23 protein-coding genes are annotated in these 21,224 nt (G+C 58.1%); 21 read left to right on the top strand and 2 right to left on the bottom strand.

Annotated features, from left to right (window positions below):
• Positions 1–85: 85 nt before the first annotated feature.
• The 21 genes from BQ5353_RS04525 (at position 86) to BQ5353_RS04430 (ending at position 18,924) form a co-directional block, all read left to right on the top strand.
• Entirely contained in the window at positions 86–640 is a 555-nt protein-coding gene (locus BQ5353_RS04525; RefSeq protein ID WP_071427395.1) for a hypothetical protein, read from the top strand.
• Between the two features lie 224 nt (positions 641–864).
• Positions 865–1,743, top strand: a complete 879-nt coding sequence (locus tag BQ5353_RS04520; RefSeq protein ID WP_054332135.1) for a YicC/YloC family endoribonuclease — start codon at positions 865–867, stop codon at positions 1,741–1,743.
• 27 nt (positions 1,744–1,770) lie between these two features.
• On the top strand, positions 1,771–2,040 hold the full coding sequence (gene remA / locus BQ5353_RS04515) for an extracellular matrix/biofilm regulator RemA (protein ID WP_054332134.1): 270 nt from the start codon (positions 1,771–1,773) through the stop codon (positions 2,038–2,040).
• Complete coding sequence (gene gmk / locus BQ5353_RS04510; RefSeq protein WP_083386402.1) at positions 2,033–2,644, top strand: guanylate kinase; 612 nt, start codon at positions 2,033–2,035, stop codon at positions 2,642–2,644. The genes remA and gmk overlap by 8 nt, the downstream gene beginning before the upstream one ends.
• Positions 2,637–2,837, top strand: coding sequence for a DNA-directed RNA polymerase subunit omega (gene rpoZ / locus BQ5353_RS04505; RefSeq protein ID WP_054332133.1), 201 nt, complete (start codon positions 2,637–2,639; stop codon positions 2,835–2,837). Before gmk ends, rpoZ begins: the two co-directional genes overlap by 8 nt.
• Positions 2,838–2,958: 121 nt before the next feature.
• Positions 2,959–4,167, top strand: a complete 1,209-nt coding sequence (gene coaBC, locus BQ5353_RS04500) for a bifunctional phosphopantothenoylcysteine decarboxylase/phosphopantothenate--cysteine ligase CoaBC (protein WP_071427393.1) — start codon at positions 2,959–2,961, stop codon at positions 4,165–4,167.
• A gap of 25 nt (positions 4,168–4,192) precedes the next feature.
• The gene (priA, locus tag BQ5353_RS04495) at positions 4,193–6,631 is read left to right on the top strand and encodes a replication restart helicase PriA (RefSeq protein ID WP_071427392.1); all 2,439 of its coding nucleotides are present in this window, start codon (positions 4,193–4,195) and stop codon (positions 6,629–6,631) included.
• A gap of 57 nt (positions 6,632–6,688) precedes the next feature.
• Positions 6,689–7,153, top strand: coding sequence for a peptide deformylase (def, locus tag BQ5353_RS04490; protein ID WP_071427391.1), 465 nt, complete (start codon positions 6,689–6,691; stop codon positions 7,151–7,153).
• 36 nt (positions 7,154–7,189) lie between these two features.
• A complete protein-coding gene (gene fmt, locus BQ5353_RS04485) occupies positions 7,190–8,110 on the top strand; it encodes a methionyl-tRNA formyltransferase (RefSeq protein WP_054332131.1) in 921 nt (306 codons plus the stop codon).
• Between the two features lie 93 nt (positions 8,111–8,203).
• Positions 8,204–8,905, top strand: coding sequence for a zinc metallopeptidase (locus BQ5353_RS04480; RefSeq protein ID WP_054332130.1), 702 nt, complete (start codon positions 8,204–8,206; stop codon positions 8,903–8,905).
• Between the two features lie 27 nt (positions 8,906–8,932).
• Positions 8,933–10,261, top strand: coding sequence for a 16S rRNA (cytosine(967)-C(5))-methyltransferase RsmB (gene rsmB / locus BQ5353_RS04475; protein ID WP_054332129.1), 1,329 nt, complete (start codon positions 8,933–8,935; stop codon positions 10,259–10,261).
• Positions 10,248–11,294 carry a dual-specificity RNA methyltransferase RlmN gene (gene rlmN, locus BQ5353_RS04470; protein ID WP_054332149.1) on the top strand — a complete coding sequence of 349 codons (1,047 nt, stop codon included), beginning with the start codon at positions 10,248–10,250 and terminating at the stop codon, positions 11,292–11,294. The genes rsmB (BQ5353_RS04475) and rlmN (BQ5353_RS04470) overlap by 14 nt, the downstream gene beginning before the upstream one ends.
• Positions 11,291–11,548 (top strand): protein phosphatase 2C domain-containing protein, encoded by a 258-nt coding sequence (locus tag BQ5353_RS13275; protein WP_071427390.1) that lies wholly within the window; start codon positions 11,291–11,293, stop codon positions 11,546–11,548. Before rlmN (BQ5353_RS04470) ends, BQ5353_RS13275 begins: the two co-directional genes overlap by 4 nt.
• Positions 11,475–11,675, top strand: coding sequence for a zinc metallopeptidase (locus BQ5353_RS13270; RefSeq protein ID WP_407657175.1), 201 nt, complete (start codon positions 11,475–11,477; stop codon positions 11,673–11,675). Before BQ5353_RS13275 ends, BQ5353_RS13270 begins: the two co-directional genes overlap by 74 nt.
• Positions 11,676–11,702: 27 nt before the next feature.
• A complete protein-coding gene (gene rsmB, locus BQ5353_RS04460) occupies positions 11,703–13,031 on the top strand; it encodes a 16S rRNA (cytosine(967)-C(5))-methyltransferase RsmB (RefSeq protein WP_054332129.1) in 1,329 nt (442 codons plus the stop codon).
• Positions 13,018–14,064 carry a dual-specificity RNA methyltransferase RlmN gene (rlmN, locus tag BQ5353_RS04455; protein WP_054332149.1) on the top strand — a complete coding sequence of 349 codons (1,047 nt, stop codon included), beginning with the start codon at positions 13,018–13,020 and terminating at the stop codon, positions 14,062–14,064. The genes rsmB (BQ5353_RS04460) and rlmN (BQ5353_RS04455) overlap by 14 nt, the downstream gene beginning before the upstream one ends.
• Positions 14,061–14,816: a Stp1/IreP family PP2C-type Ser/Thr phosphatase gene (locus BQ5353_RS04450; RefSeq protein ID WP_054332128.1), complete on the top strand. Its 756-nt coding sequence runs from the start codon at positions 14,061–14,063 to the stop codon at positions 14,814–14,816. Before rlmN (BQ5353_RS04455) ends, BQ5353_RS04450 begins: the two co-directional genes overlap by 4 nt.
• A complete protein-coding gene (gene pknB, locus BQ5353_RS04445; RefSeq protein WP_054332127.1) occupies positions 14,809–16,803 on the top strand; it encodes a Stk1 family PASTA domain-containing Ser/Thr kinase in 1,995 nt (664 codons plus the stop codon). Before BQ5353_RS04450 ends, pknB begins: the two co-directional genes overlap by 8 nt.
• Positions 16,804–16,818: 15 nt before the next feature.
• Positions 16,819–17,706 carry a ribosome small subunit-dependent GTPase A gene (gene rsgA, locus BQ5353_RS04440; RefSeq protein WP_054332126.1) on the top strand — a complete coding sequence of 296 codons (888 nt, stop codon included), beginning with the start codon at positions 16,819–16,821 and terminating at the stop codon, positions 17,704–17,706.
• Positions 17,703–18,335, top strand: a complete 633-nt coding sequence (locus BQ5353_RS04435) for a thiamine diphosphokinase (protein WP_054332125.1) — start codon at positions 17,703–17,705, stop codon at positions 18,333–18,335. The genes rsgA and BQ5353_RS04435 overlap by 4 nt, the downstream gene beginning before the upstream one ends.
• Positions 18,336–18,369: 34 nt before the next feature.
• Positions 18,370–18,924, top strand: a complete 555-nt coding sequence (locus tag BQ5353_RS04430; protein ID WP_054332124.1) for a hypothetical protein — start codon at positions 18,370–18,372, stop codon at positions 18,922–18,924.
• 188 nt (positions 18,925–19,112) lie between these two features.
• On the opposite strand, the gene BQ5353_RS04425 is transcribed toward BQ5353_RS04430, so the two are convergent.
• Positions 19,113–19,814 (bottom strand): hypothetical protein, encoded by a 702-nt coding sequence (locus BQ5353_RS04425; protein WP_054332123.1) that lies wholly within the window; start codon positions 19,812–19,814, stop codon positions 19,113–19,115.
• A gap of 57 nt (positions 19,815–19,871) precedes the next feature.
• Positions 19,872–20,597: a DUF5058 family protein gene (locus tag BQ5353_RS04420; RefSeq protein ID WP_074026309.1), complete on the bottom strand. Its 726-nt coding sequence runs from the start codon at positions 20,595–20,597 to the stop codon at positions 19,872–19,874.
• Positions 20,598–21,224 lie beyond the last annotated feature (627 nt).

Raw genomic sequence — 21,224 nt, 5'->3', positions numbered from 1 at the left:
CCCCGCCCCCGCCGCAGCCCTGCCCCGCGGCCCAGGAGACAGAAATCATTCTAAAAGGGGAAATTCCCCTGCAAGGAGGATTGTTATGAAACGTTTTGCCATCCTTTTGTTGGCGGTCCTGGCCCTGTCGCTGACCGCGTGCTCCAGCCGGGACCCCAAGCCTTCCTCTTCCAGCGAGGGCAGCTCTTCCAGCTCCTCCTCTTCCCAGGAAGAAGGGGAGGGCTCCTCCAGTTCCAGCGAACCGGAGGAGGAAGAGCCAGAGGAGGAATCCATCGCCACGGCGCAGGACTTTATTGCCAAGTTTAAAACCGGAGATGGGTTTGAGACGGTGACCTTCGCTCCGACCATGTTCTCCATGCCCATTGAGGCGTCGGGCTATTACTCGGAGGACAGCACCTTGTCTATGTCCATCTATGAGTACGCCTCTGCCCAGGAGGTGGCGGATCAGAAGGCGGCCATCTCTTCCACCGGGTACAGCATCAAAACCGTTGATGGGACTACCACCCAGGTAGAGTGGGTGGCGCCGCCCCATTTCTTCGCCGGGGAGAAGTACATCGTCCTGTACTGCGGCAGCAGCGCGGACGTCCTCTCCTTCTTGGAGGAGCTGCTGGGCCCCCAGTTCGCCGGCGCCGAGGTGTAAGGCCCGGGAAACCAAGCGCCCCAGCGGGGAAATGCAGGGAAGCGGACGCAGCTGCGTCCGCTTTTTTCGCATTTTGAAAGGGAATTTTCCGGTTTGTTCATTTGACAAAACCAGTGGGGAATAGTATGATAATAGAATAGCCAAAGTGTGCGATTTTGGAAGCTTGCGCGAGATATTTTGAGATAGAGAAGAAAAATCCCCCCAGGGGACAAGAGGTTGAAACAATGGTAAAAAGCATGACGGGGTTCGGGCGCGCCCAGAAGATGGTCGGCGGCCGGGACATTTCAGTGGAGATCAAATCGGTCAACCACCGGTATTTTGAATTTTCCTCCCGCATCAGCCGGGCATACGGCTTTTTGGAAGAGAAGATGAAGAGCTACACCCAGGGGTTCATCTCCCGGGGCAAGGTGGATGTGGCAGTTTCCATCCAGACCATCGAGGGCTCGGGCGGCCAGGTGGAGATCAACCGCGAGCTGGCCAAATCCTACATCGCAGCCCTGCGGGGGCTGGGGGAGGAGACCGGCCTCACCGACGATCTGAGCCTCTGTGCCATCGCCCGGTTCTCCGACATCTTCGCGGTGCGCAAAACCGAGGAGGATGAGGAGGAGATCTGGGCCGCGGTCAAAGAGGTGGCCGATGAAGCCATCGCCCGGTTTGTCGCCATGCGGACCAAAGAAGGGGCCAAGCTGGAGGAGGACGTCCTCTCCCGCCTGGTCACCATCGAGGGGCTGGTTGCAAAGGTGGAGGAGCGATCCCCCCAAACGGTGGAGGAATACCGGGCAAGGCTGTATCAAAAACTCTGCGAGGTCCTCAAGGACAACCGGGTGGATGAACAGCGCATCGTCACCGAGGCAGCCATCTTTGCCGACCGGGTGGCGGTGGCGGAGGAAACCGTCCGCCTTCGCAGCCACATTGAACAGTTCCGGCACATCATCAGCCAGGACGAGCCAGTTGGGCGCAAACTGGACTTTTTGGTCCAGGAGTTCAACCGGGAGGCCAACACCATCGGCTCCAAGGCCCAGGATGTGGCCATTGCCCGGGTGGTGGTGGATTTGAAATCAGAAATTGAAAAAATCCGCGAACAGATTCAAAATATGGAATAGTCCGCGAACCATTGGAGGAACAACTGCATGAAACTAATCAACATCGGGTTTGGCAACATGGTTTCGGCCAACCGGCTGGTGGCCATTGTCAGCCCGGAATCCGCCCCCATCAAGCGGATCATACAAGATGCCCGGGACCGGGGCACCCTCATCGACGCCACCTATGGCAGAAGGACCCGGGCAGTGATTATCACCGACTCCGACCATGTCATCCTCTCGGCGGTGCAGCCGGAGACGGTGGCAAACCGCTTGGTGGATGACGACGAGGATGAGGAGGACGTGGACGAGGATGAATAAAAAGGGTTTGCTGCTGGTGGTTTCCGGCCCCTCTGGGGTGGGAAAAGGCACCTTGATGAAGCTCCTTTTAGAGAAAAACCCCAACTTGCGGCTCTCCGTTTCCGCCACCACCCGTTCCCCCCGCCCTGGGGAGGTGGACGGGGAATCCTACTTTTTCTTGACCCGGCCCCAGTTTGACGCCCTCATCGCAGAGGACGGCTTTTTGGAATACGCCATCTATGGGGACAACTGCTATGGAACCCCCAAAAAGATGGTGGAGGATGCCCGGGCGGTAGGCCAGGACGTGATCTTGGAAATCGAGGTCCAGGGGGCGATGCAGATCCGGGAAAAGTGCCCGGATGCGGTGCTCATCTTTATCCTTCCCCCCTCCTACGAGGAGCTGAAAAACCGGCTGATCGGCCGCCACACCGAACCCACCGAAGTGGTGGAGCGGCGGTTGGCCACCGCCAAAAGGGAGCTGCTGCGGGCAGGGGAATACGATTATGCAGTGGTCAACGACCAGTTGGAAACCGCGGCGGAACAGCTGCTGGCAGTCATTGAAGCTGCTAAGTGCACCGCCAATGAGATGAAAGAATTTATCGACGAGGTGAATCGGCATGCTTAGACCTGCAATGAGTCAGATCATCAAAAAGGATGACAGCTATTACCGTTTTGTAGTGGCCGTGGCTAAACGGGCCAGGGAGATCGCGGAAGAGGCGGAGGAAGAGAAGATCCCTCTGGAGGAAAAACCGGTCAAACTGGCTGTGGAGGAGTTTGCCGCCGGCAAATACAAAATGACTAGCCACCCGGATTTATAAACCTTTAGGAAAACCGCCATCGCCCCCGCCCTGTGCTGGGGGTGGGCGGCTTTTGCCGTTTTTGAAACCCCAGTTCGGGGAGGACAACCCATTTTATTTGACAGAAAGGGAAGGTACCTGTATGAACATGAAGGGAAAAACCGTTGTCATCGGCATCACTGGGGGCATCGCCGCCTACAAAATGGCACAGGTTTGCAGTGATTTGATCAAAAAAGGGGTGGATGTCCACGTCATTATGACCAAGAACGCCACCGAATTCATCGCTCCGCTGGTGTTTGAGACGCTGACCAACAACCGGGTCTCGGTGGATACTTTTGACCGCAACTTCCAGTGGAATGTCCAGCATGTCTCCTTGGCCAAGAAGGCGGATGTCTTTTTAGTGGCCCCCGCCACTGCCAACATCATGGCGAAGATGGCCTGGGGCATCGCCGACGACATGCTCTCCACCACTGTTTTGGCGGCCCGGTGCCCCAAACTGGTCTCCCCGGCGATGAACACCGGCATGTATGACAACCCCGCCACCCAGCGGAATATGGAGATGCTCAAGAAGGACGGCGTCATGATCATCGAGCCGGACAGCGGTTTCCTGGCTTGCCGCGACGTGGGCAAAGGCCGCCTGCCCGACCCCGCCGTGCTGGAGACCTGGCTGGAGTACGCCATGTCCCCCAAAGACCTGGCGGGGAAGAAGATCCTGGTCAGCGCCGGCCCCACCCGGGAGCCCATCGACCCGGTCCGTTTTATCTCCAACCGTTCCACCGGCCGCATGGGCTACGAGATGGCCCGGGCCGCCTGGCTGCGGGGCGCCCAGGTCACCCTGGTCTCCGGCCCTGTGGAGTTGAAGGACCCTCTGGGGGTGGAGACCATCCGGGTGGAGACCGCCGCCCAGATGTACGACGCCATCACCAGCCGCGCCCCAGAGATGGACATCATCGTCAAGACTGCCGCCGTGGCCGATTACACCCCCGCCACTGTGGCTGCCGACAAGATCAAAAAATCCGGGGATAACATGGCTATGGAGGTGGTCCGGACCAAGGACATCCTCAAAGCCCTGGGGGAGAACAAGCCGGAAGGCCAGGTCCTCTGCGGCTTCTCCATGGAGACCAAGGACCTTTTGGAAAACTCCGCCAAGAAGCTGGGCGGCAAGAATGCCGACATGATTATTGCCAACGACCTCAACGTGGAGGGGGCGGGCTTTGCCGTCACCACCAACGTGGCCACCATCATCACCAAAGACGGCGCTGAGCCGCTGGAGCTGATGACCAAAGGGGAGCTGAGCGACATCGTCCTCTCCCGCGCCCTCGACCTGTACAACCAGAAACACAACGGATAACCCCCGCCGGAAGGAGGCTTTGCCCATGTTCCAAATCGCGCGGGTCGCGGTGGACAAAGCCACCTGGCACTACGATAAATTATACGATTACTATCTCCCGGTGGAGCTGGAGGGGAAGGTGCAGCCCGGCTGCCGGGTCACCGTCCCCTTTGGCAGCTACAACCACCGGCGGCTGGCCATTGTGCTGGCCCTGTCGGAGGACGACACCCGGGAAAAACGCAAGCCGGTTTCCACCCTGGTGGATGAATCCCCCCTGCTAAACACCGAGATGCTGGGCCTTCTTCGCTATTTGAAGGAGCACACCTACTGCACCTGGTTCGACGGTCTGCGGGCTATCCTCCCCGCCGGGATCGGCGTCAAAGTGGGGGTGGGCCTCAAGCTGGAGCGGACGGTGAAGCTGGACGCTTCTGAGCTCACCGAGGAGGAGCGCCGGGTGGTGGGCTATCTCTCCGGCAAGCGCAAGGAGGTCCAGGAGGAGACGCTGCTCAAGGAGCTGGGCCTTGTCTCCAAGGATCTTGTCCGGCTCAAGGAGTGGGGAGCGGTTTCCGCCGCCCAGCTGGACCGCCGCCGGGTTCAGGATGAAAAGGCGGTGATGGTCCGCCTCACCCCCTTGGTGGACGAGGGCCGGTTCCCCAAGCTGACCGAAAAGCAAAAGGCGGTGGTGGGCCTTCTGGAAGGGGCGGTCTGCGCCTCCCTCAAAGAGGTCTGCTACTACTGCGGCGTCACCCGGGCGGTGGTGGATAAACTCTGCGCCATTGGCGCCGCCGAATACTTTGACCAGGAGGTCTACCGCAACCCCTATGCCGGCCGGGGGATGAGCCTTTCCCCCCCGTCGGAGCTGTCGGCGGACCAGAAAAAAGCCTTTGACCAGCTGTATGCCCTATACCGGCGGGAGGGGCCCAAAGGGGCCCTCCTCTACGGGGTCACCGGAAGCGGCAAAACCCAGGTGTTCCTGCGGCTCATCCGCCAGGTGGTGGAGGAGGGCAAGCGGGTGATTGTATTGGTGCCGGAGATCTCTCTCACCCCGCAGACGGTGGAGATGTTTCACAGCGCCTTTGGCGGCCGGGTGGCAGTGCTTCACAGTGGCCTGGCCATGGGGGAGCGGCTGGATGAGTGGAAACGCATTCGGGCTGGGGAAGCCGATGTGGTGGTGGGAACCCGGTCGGCGGTTTTCGCCCCGGTGGACAACCTGGGCCTCATCGTCATCGACGAAGAGCAGGAAGGCACCTATAAATCGGAGAGCTCCCCCCGGTTCCACGCCCGGGAGGTGGCCCGTGTCCGCTGCCGGTACCACGGGGCGATGCTGCTCCTGGCCTCGGCCACTCCCAGCGTGGAGAGTTTTTACCAAGCCAAACAGGGGAAGCTAGCCCTTGTCACCTTAAAAGAGCGGTACAGCGCCGCCCGTCTGCCTGACGTCTACATTGTGGATTTGAAGGAGGACCCTGCCGCAAGCGGGGGGATCTCCGCCCGGCTGGGGGAGGAGCTGTACCTCAACCTGCAAAAGAGGGAACAATCCATTTTGCTCCTCAATCGGCGGGGGCACACCACTACGGTGAAATGCTCCCAGTGCGGCCAAACGGCCACCTGTCCCAACTGCTCCATCAGCCTGACCTACCACGCCGCCAACAACCGGCTGATGTGCCATTACTGCGGCTATTCCCGCCCGGTGGAGGAGAGCTGCCCCCACTGCGGCAGCAAGCTGATCCGCTACACCGGGGCTGGTACCCAGCGGGTGGAGGAGGAGCTGCGGGAGCGGTTCCCTGACGCCAGGGTGCTGCGGATGGATATGGACACCACCATGGCCCGCTTCTCCCATGAGGAGAAGTTTGCCGCCTTTGCCCGCGGGGAATACGACATCATGGTGGGCACCCAGATGGTGGCCAAGGGGCTCAACTTTCCGCGGGTGACGCTGGTGGGGGTCTTAAGCGCCGACCAGTCTTTGTACAGCGATGATTTCCGCAGTTTTGAAAAGACCTTTTCCCTGCTCACCCAGGTGGTGGGGCGCTGCGGCCGGGGGGAACTGCCCGGCCGGGCTTTTGTCCAGACGTTTTCCCCTGAAAACCGGATCATCGAGCTGGCATCAACCCAGAACTATGAGGAATACTATGCCGAGGAGATCGCCTACCGGAAGCTGGGCCTCTATCCCCCCTACTGCGAGCTAGGGGCGGTGGGGTTTGTCTCCCCCCGGGAGGATCTGTGCCGGGAGGCGGCCAAGCGGTTTGCCGGGGAGTTTTCCCGCCTGGCGGGCACCGAATACAAAGACTTGCCCATCCGGGCCCTGGGTCCCACTGAGTCGGCGGTGTTCAAAGTGGCGGGCAAGTACCGCTGCCGGTACCTGATCAAATACCGCAGCTCTGCCCGGTTCCGGGAGCTGATGGCCCGGATGCTGGATTGGTTTTACGCCGACCGGCGCAACAAAGAGGTCACCGCCTTTGCGGACCCCTATTATGACGGAAGTATATGAGGCACACGCCTCATTTCACTATACTTTTATATTTTGAAAAAGAGAGGACTGGAATAGATGGCAATTCGCGAGATTTTACGAGAAGACGACCCGGTGCTGCGCAAGGTCTGCCACAAGGTGGAAAAATTTGACCGCCGGCTGTGGAGCCTCTTAGATGACATGGCGGAGACTATGTATGAGGCCAACGGCGTTGGCTTGGCCGCTCCCCAGGTGGGGATCTGCCGCCGGGTGGTGGTCATTGATGTAGGAAATGGCCGCATTGAGCTGATCAACCCGGAGATTATCCGCACCTGCGGTCGCATCGAAGGGCCAGAGGGCTGCCTTTCCAGCCCCGGAGAGTACGGCATCGTCCCCCGGCCGGAAAAGGCCCGGGTGCGGGCCCAGAACCGGGATGGCGAGTGGTTTGAGATGAGCGGCGAGGGCTTGTTAGCCCGGGCGTTCTGTCATGAGCTAGACCATCTGGACGGCAAGCTGTTCAAAGATTTGGCCCTGCGGATGATGGACCCGGAAGAGCTGGAATAACCTCGCGATAGACTAAGACCAAAAGGAGGCCCGACCATGCGTATAGTTTTTATGGGAACACCCGAATTTGCGGTGCCCTCCCTGCAAAGACTGATAGAGGACGGCCATGAGGTGGCCGCGGTGTACACCCAGCCGGATAAACCCAAAGGCCGGGGGTACCAGCTGGCGGCCCCGCCAGTGAAGGAGCTGGCCTTGCAGCACGGTATCCCGGTATACCAGCCCACCAAAATGAAAGATGGCTCGGTGGCGGCCCAGCTTCGTGAGATCGCCCCCGATCTGATCGCAGTGGTGGCCTATGGCCGCATTCTGCCCAAAGAGATTTTGGAGATCCCCCCCTATGGCTGTGTCAATGTCCATGGGTCCATCCTCCCCAAATACCGGGGAGCGGGGCCCATCCAGTGGTCGGTGATCCACGGCGACCCAGAGACCGGCGTCACCACCATGCTCATGGCAGAAGGGCTGGACACAGGCGACATGCTGCTCACCCTCAAAACCCCCATCGGGGAAGAGGAGACCTATGGCGAACTCCACGACCGTTTGATGCACATCGGCGCCCAGGCCTTATCCCAGACGGTAGCGGGCCTTGCCGACGGAACCATTACACCGGTGAAACAGGACGGCCGTCTGGCCACCTACGCCCCTATGCTGGATAAAAAAATCGCGGAGCTGGACTTCACCCGCCCCGCCCGGGAGCTGCACAACCTGATCCGGGGGCTTTCCCCCTGGCCGGTGGCGCTGACCCACCTGGACGGCAAGCTCCTGAAAGTGCACAAGGCCGCTGTGGCCGAAGGGTACTCCGGGGAACCGGGGACCCTCCTGGACTCCAAGCGGATGATTGTCGCCTGTGGGGAAGGGGCTTTGGAATTCCTCACCGTCCAGCTGGAAGGGGCCAAGCGGATGGATGCCTCGGTGTTCCTGCCGGGCCGCCGTCTGGAAGTAGGCCACCGGTTGGGGTAGCCACAAAAGGGTTTATAGTGCGGTAACAGCCCCTTCACAATTTTCGGCTATACTTCTTAAAAACATCCCCTGTGGGGTGTAGGAGGTAGTGTTATGTTTCGCTATTACTATGGGTTTGATATCTATTACCTGGTTTTGATTCTGCCCGCCATGCTGCTGGGCTTGTGGGCCCAGGCCCGGGTAAACAGCACCTTCAACCGGTATTCCCATGTGCGGTGCCGCCAGGGGTACACCGGTTCCCAGATCGCCCGCCGGATTTTGGACGCCAACGGCCTGACCGATGTGCGCATCGAAGGCATCCGGGGCAATTTGACCGACCACTACGACCCAACTGCCCGGGTGGTCCGGCTGTCGGACAGTGTATATGACAGCCCTTCCATCGCGGCCATCGGCGTGGCGGCCCATGAGGTGGGCCATGCCATCCAGCACGCAAATAGCTATGCGCCGCTGACCATCCGCAACGCCATCATCCCGGTGACCAACATCGGCTCCAAGCTGTCTATCCCGTTGATCCTCTTAGGGGTGGTCATGTCCTTCCAGCCGCTGGTCACCGTGGGCATTGTGGCCTTCTCCCTGATGGCGGTGTTTCAATTGATCACCCTGCCGGTGGAGTTCAATGCTTCCAGCCGCGCCCTGGCCACCCTAAATGGGGAGCATTACCTGGATGAAGAGGAAGTCTACGGCGCCCGCAAAGTTCTCTCCGCGGCGGCGCTGACCTATGTGGCCGCCTTAGTCATGTCCCTGGCCCAACTGATGCGGTTGGTTGCCTTGTTTGGCAACCGGGACCGGGACTAATAAACGACATATTTTTGAGGAGCACAGATGAAAACTGCCAGACAAATTGCGGTTGAGGCCTTGGGAAAGGTCAACGGCAGCAAGGGATATTCCAACATTGTCATCGACAAGGCGCTGGAGCAAAGCGGCCTCGACCTGCGGGACGCGGCCTTTGCTACCGCCTTGTTTTATGGCGTCCTGGAGCGGATGCTAACTTTGGACCACTGCATCGCCGGGTTTTCCAAAACCCCGGTGGAAAAACTCACTCCCCAGGTGCGGGAGATCCTGCGGGTCAGCCTGTACCAGATACTGTATATGGATTCGGTGCCTGACAGCGCCGCCGTCAACGAGGCGGTCAACCTGACCCGGGTTTTCCGCAAGGAGAGCGCGGGAGGCTTTGTCAACGGGGTGTTGCGGGCCTTTTTGCGGTCCGGCAAGCGGGTGCCCCGGATGGCGGGCAGCCGGGCGGATCAACTCTCCATCCAATACTCCTGCCCGGCGTGGCTGGTGCAGCTCTGGCTGGACAGCTATGGGGAGGAGAACACCGAGGGGATTTTAAAGACCAGCTTGGGCCGGCCGCCGGTCTACATCCGGGTCAACACCTTGAAGACTACAGCGGACGCCCTCTCCGTCCAATTGGAGGAGGAGGGCGCGGTGGTCCGGCGGGATGAGATGGAGGAAAACTGCCTTCGGGTTTCCGGCACTGGGGATGTCACCGCCCTCCCGGCCTTCCAGGAGGGCCTGTTCCACGTCCAGGATAAATCCTCCCAGCTGTGTGTGAAAGCGTTGGATGCCCGGCCGGGGATGCGGGTGCTGGACATCTGCGCCGCGCCGGGGGGAAAATCCTTCACCGCCGCCCAGTGGATGCATGGGGAAGGGGAACTGCTTGCCATGGATCTGTACCGGGCCCGGGCTGCCTTGGTGGCCGAAGGCGCCCAGCGTCTGGACATCGGCTGCATCGCCGCCAAGGAGGGAGATGCCTCCCGCTACAACTCCAAACTGGGGCTGTTTGACCGGGTGCTGTGCGACGCTCCCTGTTCCGGGCTGGGCATCATCCGCCGCAAACCGGAAATCAAGTACAAAAACCCAGAAGAACTGGGGGAGATTCCCCAATTGCAGTATAACATCCTTTCCAATTCCGCAAACTATGTGAAGAAGGGGGGAATCCTCCTCTACTCCACCTGCACCCTGAATCCTGGGGAAAACGAAGGGGTAGTGGAACGCTTTTTGGCGGAGCATCGGGACTTTGCCCCCTGCCGCCTCCCCCAATCCCTGGGGAGCTCCGGCCACACCGTGACCTTGTTCCCCCATCAAGGGGACACCGACGGATTTTTCATCTCGACCATGGAGCGGGTACGGCATGATGACAAAGATTGATTACAAATCCCTCACCTTGGGGGAGTTAAAAACCCTGTTGGGGGAGATGGGCCAGCCGGCCTTCCGGGCAGGCCAGGTCTATTCCTGGCTGCACCAGAAGCAGGTGACATCTTTTGAGGAGATGACCAACCTCCCCCAGGCGCTGCGGGACCGCCTTGCCCAAGAGGGGTACATAACGGTGCACAAGGTGGCGCGCAAATTAGTCTCCAAGCTGGACGGGACCCAAAAGTTCCTTTTCCAGCTTCGGGATGGCAACTGCATTGAGACCGTTTTGATGAAATACAAGCACGGCAACAGCCTGTGCATCTCCTCCCAGGTGGGGTGCCGCATGGGCTGCAACTTCTGCGCTTCCACCCTGGGCGGGCTGGTGCGCAACCTGACCCCTTCCGAAATGCTGGAGGAGGTTTACGCCGCCCAGCGGGAATCGGGGGAGAAGGTGGCCAGCATCGTGCTGATGGGCATCGGTGAACCCCTTGATAATTTTGACAACGTGATGCAGTTCCTGGAGATCCTCTCCAGCCCTGAGGGGATGAACCTGAGCCTACGGCATGTGTCCCTCTCCACCTGCGGCCTGGTGGACGGCATCTACAAGCTGATGGAAAAGAAGCTCCAACTGACCCTTTCCATCAGCCTGCATGCCCCCAATGACGAGATCCGCAACCGGACTATGCCGGTCAACAAAAAATACAATGTAGCGGAACTGATGAAGGCCTGCCGGGATTACTTCCGGGTCACTGGGCGGCGGATCTCCTTTGAATACGCCCTCATCGGCGGGGTCAACGACCGGCCCCAGGACGCCAAGGAGCTGGCGGCCCTCCTCAAAGGGATGCCCTGCCATGTCAACCTGATCCCGGTCAACCCGGTGAAGGAGCGGGGGTACCAGCGGGGCAGCCGGGAGAGCATTGCCCGGTTCCAGCAGCAGCTGGAAAAGTTGGGGATCAACGCCACCGTGCGCCGGGAACTGGGGAGCGACATCAACGCCGCCTGCGGACAGCTCCGCCGGGCCGCGGAACAGGAGGCGCAGCAGCGATGAAGATTTTTGGCGACACCCACATCGGCGAAGTGCGCAAAAGCAATCAGGACAGCTTCCGCTACCGGATTCTCTCCCCGGACCTTCTGTACGCCGTCGTCTGTGACGGGATGGGCGGGGAGAGGGGCGGCCAGGTGGCCAGCCAAACCGCAGTGGAGATCATCGGCAACATGCTGGGGCGGGATATCCGGCCAGGCATCGNTCAATGCTTCCAGCCGCGCCCTGGCCACCCTAAATGGGGAGCATTACCTGGATGAAGAGGAAGTCTACGGCGCCCGCAAAGTTCTCTCCGCGGCGGCGCTGACCTATGTGGCCGCCTTAGTCATGTCCCTGGCCCAACTGATGCGGTTGGTTGCCTTGTTTGGCAACCGGGACCGGGACTAATAAACGACATATTTTTGAGGAGCACAGATGAAAACTGCCAGACAAATTGCGGTTGAGGCCTTGGGAAAGGTCAACGGCAGCAAGGGATATTCCAACATTGTCATCGACAAGGCGCTGGAGCAAAGCGGCCTCGACCTGCGGGACGCGGCCTTTGCTACCGCCTTGTTTTATGGCGTCCTGGAGCGGATGCTAACTTTGGACCACTGCATCGCCGGGTTTTCCAAAACCCCGGTGGAAAAACTCACTCCCCAGGTGCGGGAGATCCTGCGGGTCAGCCTGTACCAGATACTGTATATGGATTCGGTGCCTGACAGCGCCGCCGTCAACGAGGCGGTCAACCTGACCCGGGTTTTCCGCAAGGAGAGCGCGGGAGGCTTTGTCAACGGGGTGTTGCGGGCCTTTTTGCGGTCCGGCAAGCGGGTGCCCCGGATGGCGGGCAGCCGGGCGGATCAACTCTCCATCCAATACTCCTGCCCGGCGTGGCTGGTGCAGCTCTGGCTGGACAGCTATGGGGAGGAGAACACCGAGGGGATTTTAAAGACCAGCTTGGGCCGGCCGCCGGTCTACATCCGGGTCAACACCTTGAAGACTACAGCGGACGCCCTCTCCGTCCAATTGGAGGAGGAGGGCGCGGTGGTCCGGCGGGATGAGATGGAGGAAAACTGCCTTCGGGTTTCCGGCACTGGGGATGTCACCGCCCTCCCGGCCTTCCAGGAGGGCCTGTTCCACGTCCAGGATAAATCCTCCCAGCTGTGTGTGAAAGCGTTGGATGCCCGGCCGGGGATGCGGGTGCTGGACATCTGCGCCGCGCCGGGGGGAAAATCCTTCACCGCCGCCCAGTGGATGCATGGGGAAGGGGAACTGCTTGCCATGGATCTGTACCGGGCCCGGGCTGCCTTGGTGGCCGAAGGCGCCCAGCGTCTGGACATCGGCTGCATCGCCGCCAAGGAGGGAGATGCCTCCCGCTACAACTCCAAACTGGGGCTGTTTGACCGGGTGCTGTGCGACGCTCCCTGTTCCGGGCTGGGCATCATCCGCCGCAAACCGGAAATCAAGTACAAAAACCCAGAAGAACTGGGGGAGATTCCCCAATTGCAGTATAACATCCTTTCCAATTCCGCAAACTATGTGAAGAAGGGGGGAATCCTCCTCTACTCCACCTGCACCCTGAATCCTGGGGAAAACGAAGGGGTAGTGGAACGCTTTTTGGCGGAGCATCGGGACTTTGCCCCCTGCCGCCTCCCCCAATCCCTGGGGAGCTCCGGCCACACCGTGACCTTGTTCCCCCATCAAGGGGACACCGACGGATTTTTCATCTCGACCATGGAGCGGGTACGGCATGATGACAAAGATTGATTACAAATCCCTCACCTTGGGGGAGTTAAAAACCCTGTTGGGGGAGATGGGCCAGCCGGCCTTCCGGGCAGGCCAGGTCTATTCCTGGCTGCACCAGAAGCAGGTGACATCTTTTGAGGAGATGACCAACCTCCCCCAGGCGCTGCGGGACCGCCTTGCCCAAGAGGGGTACATAACGGTGCACAAGGTGGCGCGCAAATTAGTCTCCAAGCTGGACGGGACCCAAAAGTTCCTTTTCCAGCTTCGGGATGGCAACTGCATTGAGACCGTTTTGATGAAATACAAGCACGGCAACAGCCTGTGCATCTCCTCCCAGGTGGGGTGCCGCATGGGCTGCAACTTCTGCGCTTCCACCCTGGGCGGGCTGGTGCGCAACCTGACCCCTTCCGAAATGCTGGAGGAGGTTTACGCCGCCCAGCGGGAATCGGGGGAGAAGGTGGCCAGCATCGTGCTGATGGGCATCGGTGAACCCCTTGATAATTTTGACAACGTGATGCAGTTCCTGGAGATCCTCTCCAGCCCTGAGGGGATGAACCTGAGCCTACGGCATGTGTCCCTCTCCACCTGCGGCCTGGTGGACGGCATCTACAAGCTGATGGAAAAGAAGCTCCAACTGACCCTTTCCATCAGCCTGCATGCCCCCAATGACGAGATCCGCAACCGGACTATGCCGGTCAACAAAAAATACAATGTAGCGGAACTGATGAAGGCCTGCCGGGATTACTTCCGGGTCACTGGGCGGCGGATCTCCTTTGAATACGCCCTCATCGGCGGGGTCAACGACCGGCCCCAGGACGCCAAGGAGCTGGCGGCCCTCCTCAAAGGGATGCCCTGCCATGTCAACCTGATCCCGGTCAACCCGGTGAAGGAGCGGGGGTACCAGCGGGGCAGCCGGGAGAGCATTGCCCGGTTCCAGCAGCAGCTGGAAAAGTTGGGGATCAACGCCACCGTGCGCCGGGAACTGGGGAGCGACATCAACGCCGCCTGCGGACAGCTCCGCCGGGCCGCGGAACAGGAGGCGCAGCAGCGATGAAGATTTTTGGCGACACCCACATCGGCGAAGTGCGCAAAAGCAATCAGGACAGCTTCCGCTACCGGATTCTCTCCCCGGACCTTCTGTACGCCGTCGTCTGTGACGGGATGGGCGGGGAGAGGGGCGGCCAGGTGGCCAGCCAAACCGCAGTGGAGATCATCGGCAACATGCTGGGGCGGGATATCCGGCCAGGCATCGGCGCCGGGGAGATCAAATCGGTGTTGGAATGCGCCGTGGCGGGGGCCAATGCCACCGTCCATGACATGGCCCGCCGCAAACCGGAGCTGAAAGGCATGGGCACTACCATCGTCGCGGCGGTGGTGCTGGGGGCTACCGTCTACCTGCTCAGCGCCGGGGATAGCCGGGCCTACCGGTACAGCAAAGGGGAAGTCTCCCAGCTGACCAGGGATCACACGGTGGTCCAGCTCCTGCTGGAGCGGGGGGAGATCACCCCGGATGAGGCCAAGACCCATCCCCAGCGCCATTACATCACCCGTGCGTTGGGGGTAGAGCCCACCCTTGCCACCGATTATATGGAATATACCCTGCGGCCTGGGGAGCTCCTCCTCATCTGCAGCGACGGACTATACAACTATGTGGGCGAGCAGCAGCTGCCCTCCCTGTTGGAGGAGTGCGGCCGTTTGGGCGCCGTAGACCCGCTGATTGACGCGGCCAACCGAGGCGGCGGCGGGGATAACATCACCGCAGTGGTGATTGCACAAGAGCGAGAGGAGGCGAACTGCCGTGGATAAATATTTGGGGAAACGGCTGGACGGACGGTATGAAATCACAGAATTGATCGGCGTTGGGGGAATGGCCAACGTCTACAAAGCCCGGGATGTAATTGAAAACCGGGTGGTAGCCGTTAAAATTCTGCGGGAGGAATACCTGGACAATGAGGAATTCCTCCGGCGGTTTAAAAATGAATCCAAAGCCATTGCGGTCCTCTCCCACCCCAATATTGTAAAGGTGTACGATGTCAGCTTCTCCGACCGGATGCAGTCCATTGTCATGGAGTACATCGATGGCATCACCTTGAAGGAGTACATCGAGCAGCAGGGCGCCCTGAGTTGGAAGGAAGCGGTCCATTTCACCGTTCAGATCCTGCGGGCCCTGCAGCATGCCCACGACAAGGGCATCGTCCACCGGGACGTCAAGCCCCAGAACATCATGCTCCTTTCCGACGGCACCATCAAGATTACCGATTTTGGCATCGCCCGGTTCTCCCGCAGCGAGACCAAGACCCTCACCGACCGCGCCATCGGTTCGGTGCATTACATCAGCCCGGAGCAGGCCCAGGGGGAGACCACCGACGCCCGCACCGACATCTACTCGGTGGGCGTTATGCTGTTTGAAATGCTCACCGGCCGCCTACCCTTTGAGGCGGAGAACGCCATATCGGTGGCCATGAAGCAGATCCAGTCCGCCCCCATCCGCCCGCGGAGCATCAACCCGGCCATCCCCGAAGGGCTGGAGGAAATCACCATGCGGGCTATGCAGAAGGATCTTTCCCAACGCTATCAGTCGGCGGCAGAGATGCTCCGGGACATCGACGAGTTCAAACGGAATCCCACCATTTTATTTGAATACAAATACCTGACCAATGAAGTGCCTATCGACGGGAAAAAATACTCCCAGGCGGCTGGAAAAGGCACTGGAAAGAAAAAAGCCAAGAAACCAACCAAATCGGCCAAAACCGGAGGGAGGTTCGCCTCCAAGCGGCCATCCTCCAACGGCGAGGAGGAGGAAGAAGACAACTCCATCATCACCATCCTGTGCGGAATTGCCGCTGCCTTTGTGGTGGTGTGCGGCATCTTCATCCTGGTGATGCTCAAAATCAACAACCCCTTTGCCACTGTGCCGGATGTGGAGGTCCCCCAGTTGGTGGGCAATAAATACGAGACGGTGCGAACCACCGAAGCTTACCAAGGGGTATTCACCATCGAGGTGATCTCCACCGAATTCAACAAAGATTATGAAAAAGGGGTCATCTACGACCAGAACCCCAAGGCGGGCCGCAAGGTGAAAAGCGGCACCAAGATCAAGGTAAAGGTCAGCGGCGGCCAGAAGATGATCACCCTGCCCAGCTACATCAGCCAGGAGGAAAACGAGGTCTACGCCAAACTGAAGGAATTGGGCCTCCACTATGAGACAGTGGAAGTTTACCACGACGATGTGCCTGCCGGCTATGTGGTGATTACCGAGCCGGGTAAAGGCGGCCAGGTGGCCGAAGGGGATACCGTCATCGTCAAGGTGAGCAAGGGTGCTGAGAACAAGATGATCGACGCCCCTGACCTGACAGGTTTGAGCCTGGAGGATGCCAAACTGGTGCTGGAGGCCAACAAGCTCCAGCTGGGCACTGTCAGCCACGAACCCAGCGACAAGCCGGAGGACGTGGTCATCTCCCAAGACCCGATGGAGGGGCAGGAGATCCAACAGGGCGGCAAGGTCAACCTGGTGGTCAGTTACGGCGACCGGGAGCTGCCCAGCGTGACCTTGAGTGTCAAGCTGCCCCGGATTGAGGGCCTGGTCAAGGTGCAGGCCACCATCGACGGCAAACTCCTTCATGAGGAACTCCTCGATCCCAGCGAGGTGCGCACCTGGCAGCCCCGTTTTGAAGGGGAGGGAACCGCCAAGGTGCAGATCTTGGTAGATGAAAAGAAATACCAGGATTACACCATCGATTTCGACGAGGGAACCTATGACAAGACCAAAACCTACAACAACGATTTTGAATAGAAAGCAGGGCAGCGGATGGCAAAAGAAGGATTGATTGTGCGGGCCCTCTCCGGGTTTTACTATGTGAAAACCGGGGAGGGGCAGGAGGTGGAATGCCGCGCCCGGGGCCTGTTCCGCAAGCAGGAAATCAGCCCCTGTGTGGGGGACCGGGTGGAGCTGGAGGAAACCGGGGAAGGAAAGGGCCAGGTTGTGGCGATCCTCCCCCGGAAAAACAGCTTAGTCCGCCCGCCAGTGGCCAATTTGGATCTGCTGGTGCTGGTGGTATCCTCCTGTGAACCGCTCCCCAACCTTCTGGTGCTGGATAAACTGCTGGCCATTGCCGAATGCCAGAATATCCCCCCGGCCATTGTGCTGACCAAAAGCGACCTGGAAGACCCATCCCCGGTGGCGGACATTTACCGCAAGGTGGGATATCCGGTGTTTGTGGTGTCTAGTGAGACTGGGGAAGGGGTGGAGGAGGTCCGGGCCTTTTTGTCTGGCAAGCTCTGCGCCTTCACCGGAAATACAGGGGTGGGAAAATCCAGCCTATTAAACCGCATAGACCCTCGCCTCTCCATTGAGACCGCCCAAATCAGCCAAAAGCTGGGGCGCGGCCGGCACACCACCCGCCATGTGCAGCTGTATGAGCAGCCCGGCGGTGGTTACATAGCCGATACCCCTGGTTTTTCCGCGGTGGATTTGGAGCGGTTCCAGGTGATCCTCAAAGAGGATTTGGAGCTCTGCTTCCCAGAGTTTGAACCCTACCGGACCAAATGCCGGTTCACCGGCTGCTCCCACACCAAGGAGAAAGGGTGCGCGGTCTTGGCGGCGGTGGAGGCGGGGGAAATCCCCAAATCCCGCCATGAGAGCTATCTTTCGTTGTATGAGGATGCAAAAAACATCAAAGAGTGGGAATTGAAATGACAAAACGATGTGTAATCATCACGGCAGGGGAACTGGGGGAGCCCAGCCGCTACCAAGATGTGATACGGCCTGGGGATTTCCTCATCTGCTGTGACGGTGGATATGCCCATGCCAAAACCCTGGGGGTGCGGCCTGACCTGATTTTGGGGGATTTTGACTCCTATGAGGGGGATCTCCCGGAAGGGGTACCCACTGAGGGGTTTTCCAGCATCAAGGACGACACCGACACCATGCTGGCTATCAAAGAGGCCATTCACCGGGGCTATGAGGAGATCCTCCTCCTGGCCGCCTTGGGGGGGCGGATGGATCACAGCTTTGCCAATCTGCAATCCCTTATGTACCTGCGGCAGGCGGGAAAGAAAGGCTGGCTCGTGGGCGCCCGCGACCGGGCCTATCTCCTCTTTGGTGGTGAGACGCTCATCCTCCCCCGGGAAGAAGGGGTGGCGGTCTCGGTGTTCTCCTATGGGGAACAGGTGGAGGGGGTCACCTTCCAGGGCCTTTACTATCCCCTTCAGGGCGCCCGGCTTACCAATGGGTTCCCCTTGGGGGTGAGCAACCACTTTGCGGCCCCGTCAGCGTCCATCACCCTGGCTAAGGGCACATTGCTGGTGATGGTATCCCAGATATAGCGGGAGCAGATTACATACAATGAGGAGTGGGAGCATGACAAGAAAACAGATCAAAAGCTATATTACATTCGCCTTGGTTCTGGGGTTGGTTGTTGGGGTGTTCACCGTGTTTTTTGAGAAAACGGTGAACTACCTGCTGATTTTTGAGGATGGAAAGAAGTTCCAGGACTATCAAAACGTTTATGTTTTGGGGGGAGAAGAAACCATCCTCCGGGAAGACCGGGCGGTTGTCCACTTTGTCACCTATTTTGCAGACCAAAAGGAATTGCAGCTTGGCCTGCGGCTCAACAAGAACGACGCCAAAGAATCCTGGATTGACGGCTATACCTTCCGGGTGACCAACGACGACACCAGGGAGACCTTCCAGGATGTTGTATTCTACACCAAGGAATTTAAGGGCAAATACGCCTACTTCCGGCTGCAAATGCCCATGGACCTACCTATTGGGGAGCTTCAATCCCTTTCCATCTCCATTCAAAACCCACAGGGGGAGGAGATACTACAAGGCAAGTTGGTGCGCAGCCAGGACGATGTCCATAAGATGACCTCTTATAAAGAAAGCAACGGCAAGTACGAGATCGAAGGATAGACAAAAAGCCCCCTCCCGTCGTGGGAGGGGGCTTTTTATGTACTGATTGGAATTTTAAACAACCAATTCGAAATTCCACCGTAAAAGGAAGAAGGTTGTTTACGACCTTAAGGGAATAAAAATGAGGGGACCGCCTGGTAGCCGCTCCAGGCGATCCCCTCTCGTGGAACTCAAAAGAGAAGAAGTGATTAAGCTTTAATGATACCTTTATTGACCATCACAAGGCCCAAGCCCATAGTGCCGAAGACGGAAGTCAGAATAACGATAGGCATAACCGCCCAAGAGGGGAGGAAAGCGGCCAGAACGTTGGTCTTCTTCAGCATAGTCATACAGAAAGACAAGGGAACCGAGACAAGAGCCAGTTTAGGCAGTTTGACGATATTGCTAGCTAACATAGAAGCGAACAGAGCGGGCAACATCAAGTTCAAGCCATCCTTCACGATTTGGGGAAGAAGCTCGAAGACATAAGCACCAGCCAGAACACCAGCAGTCAAGATAACCAGGTTGACAATGATGGATACGGCAATACCGATAGTGGCGATGATGGTGCCCTCATCACTGCCTTCCGCTACGCCGGCAGCTTCTTGGGCGATGGCGGAACAGGGGACGCGCATGTTGGCGATGTTGCCGGACAGGAACGCCATGTAGGAACCAGGGATACCCAAAACAGCAAAGTAGGAAATGGGCTCATAAAAATAGGCGGAGGCAACGGAGGGAAGCTGAACTGCCAAACCGGCAGCCAAGCCAGCCCACGGAGGAACAATTCCCTGAATAGCCAAGGCCAAACAGGGGCCAAAGCAAAGGACAACGCCAAACAGGTTCAGGCCGCGGCCCCATTTGATAATATATGGTAGGAATTCGTCTCTAAATACAGAAGTTTTGGATTCCATATGTTTCACTCCTTATCGCGATTTCATGGGGATTACAGAACAGCAGATTTTCGGGAACTACAGGAGGAAGATGGTGCCGCCAATCATGCCGACGATCATAGCGATGGTCATACCAAATTTTTTCGCCCAAGAAGCATTGGTTTTATTGGCGTATAAAGTCAAAGCAACAGTCACAATAAAACCAACAATAACAGCAGCGGTCTGCGCGCTGAAACTGCCATTGCTGACGATAGGGAATGCGCGGTCGAAGCACTGGTAACCAAAGGCACCCATGCCGCCGCCGGTGCTGATAACGGCCATTTTTGCCGCGTTGCTGCCGGCAACTTTATCCCGAAGGACACCCATTTTATCGGTAAACAGGGCGGAGATGATGATCCAGCCCAAGCAGCAGATACACATAACCCATACAGCGCAGGCAAAAGCCTCTTCGGTCATGTTGGAGGTACCCAGCTGGCAGCCGACTGCGGCTGTTGCTTTATCAGCGGCGCCCAGTTCGTAAGTGACAGAACCAATGTAAGCAAGGCGCATCCAGGCGACAGGGCCACCTACCGAGGCTAGAAGGGCAACCATGCCGATGACGACAACGATGGAAGGGCCAATGGCGGCGGTGGCAGCACTCTTGGCGCCAATCATCATTTGCTCCTTAGTAACGCCCATCTTCAGGCCATCCGACACAGCACGCTTAGTGAACATTGCGGCCTGCAGAACAACCAGCGCGACAGCGGGGATAACCGATATCCACATGAGCGGGCTATTAGCTAGTTTTAAGTATTCTAGTTCCATTAATACTCACCTCACGATTAAATTGAAAAAACGATCATAAGCATGACATACAGTAAAACCTTTCAAAATTGTTTGGTGGGACGGTCCTCCTTCATGTTTAGATTTGCTGGATTTACTATATTCATTGTGATTGATATTATATGAAAAATCTATTAACAAGTCAACGATATTTTATGAAGTTCATATAATACAATAATTTTTGTGCAGATAATTTATGATATTATAACAAAAATATAACAAATTTTATGTATAAATATATAGAATATTTCTTTGTTTGGTGAATAAATTCTGCACCTCTCCCATGCATAATATATCGAGGCAAAAGACTTTTGCTGAGTAATTATGCTGGGAATAGAAACAACTTTCCGGTGGAAAATACCAAAAACCTTGTCCTGTTTTGCAGGAATGCGTATTTTATTATGCAAAAATGGCGGTCAATGCACCCTTTCCCCCAGTTTTGCGTAGTATGGGGTACACAGAACCGAACGATGGGAGGGAAAGCGATGCGGTGCCGCCGGCCGAGAAGATTTGGATACTATACCAATCCCTTGGCGATAATCGCCATAGCCTTCGGGGTGGGCATTGTCATGGCGCTTTTCTGCTCCCTGCGGTTTGTGCTTGTGATCG

It is taken from the genome of Merdimmobilis hominis (genome assembly GCF_900104615.1).
Taxonomy (GTDB): Bacteria; Bacillota; Clostridia; order Oscillospirales; family Ruminococcaceae; genus Merdimmobilis; species Merdimmobilis hominis.
Note: the sequence above shows the minus strand (reverse complement) of the source record. Positions and strands in the feature narration are given on the sequence as shown.

Coding starts and splice junctions, on each gene's coding strand:
- BQ5353_RS04525 (WP_071427395.1), top strand. CDS start 86: ATGAAACGTTTTGCCATCCTTTTGTTGGCGGTCCTGGCCCTGTCGCTG.
- BQ5353_RS04520 (WP_054332135.1), top strand. CDS start 865: ATGGTAAAAAGCATGACGGGGTTCGGGCGCGCCCAGAAGATGGTCGGC.
- remA (WP_054332134.1), top strand. CDS start 1,771: ATGAAACTAATCAACATCGGGTTTGGCAACATGGTTTCGGCCAACCGG.
- gmk (WP_083386402.1), top strand. CDS start 2,033: ATGAATAAAAAGGGTTTGCTGCTGGTGGTTTCCGGCCCCTCTGGGGTG.
- rpoZ (WP_054332133.1), top strand. CDS start 2,637: ATGCTTAGACCTGCAATGAGTCAGATCATCAAAAAGGATGACAGCTAT.
- coaBC (WP_071427393.1), top strand. CDS start 2,959: ATGAACATGAAGGGAAAAACCGTTGTCATCGGCATCACTGGGGGCATC.
- priA (WP_071427392.1), top strand. CDS start 4,193: ATGTTCCAAATCGCGCGGGTCGCGGTGGACAAAGCCACCTGGCACTAC.
- def (WP_071427391.1), top strand. CDS start 6,689: ATGGCAATTCGCGAGATTTTACGAGAAGACGACCCGGTGCTGCGCAAG.
- fmt (WP_054332131.1), top strand. CDS start 7,190: ATGCGTATAGTTTTTATGGGAACACCCGAATTTGCGGTGCCCTCCCTG.
- BQ5353_RS04480 (WP_054332130.1), top strand. CDS start 8,204: ATGTTTCGCTATTACTATGGGTTTGATATCTATTACCTGGTTTTGATT.
- rsmB (WP_054332129.1), top strand. CDS start 8,933: ATGAAAACTGCCAGACAAATTGCGGTTGAGGCCTTGGGAAAGGTCAAC.
- rlmN (WP_054332149.1), top strand. CDS start 10,248: ATGACAAAGATTGATTACAAATCCCTCACCTTGGGGGAGTTAAAAACC.
- rsmB (WP_054332129.1), top strand. CDS start 11,703: ATGAAAACTGCCAGACAAATTGCGGTTGAGGCCTTGGGAAAGGTCAAC.
- rlmN (WP_054332149.1), top strand. CDS start 13,018: ATGACAAAGATTGATTACAAATCCCTCACCTTGGGGGAGTTAAAAACC.
- BQ5353_RS04450 (WP_054332128.1), top strand. CDS start 14,061: ATGAAGATTTTTGGCGACACCCACATCGGCGAAGTGCGCAAAAGCAAT.
- rsgA (WP_054332126.1), top strand. CDS start 16,819: ATGGCAAAAGAAGGATTGATTGTGCGGGCCCTCTCCGGGTTTTACTAT.
- BQ5353_RS04435 (WP_054332125.1), top strand. CDS start 17,703: ATGACAAAACGATGTGTAATCATCACGGCAGGGGAACTGGGGGAGCCC.
- BQ5353_RS04430 (WP_054332124.1), top strand. CDS start 18,370: ATGACAAGAAAACAGATCAAAAGCTATATTACATTCGCCTTGGTTCTG.
- BQ5353_RS04425 (WP_054332123.1), bottom strand. CDS start 19,814: ATGGAATCCAAAACTTCTGTATTTAGAGACGAATTCCTACCATATATT.
- BQ5353_RS04420 (WP_074026309.1), bottom strand. CDS start 20,597: ATGGAACTAGAATACTTAAAACTAGCTAATAGCCCGCTCATGTGGATA.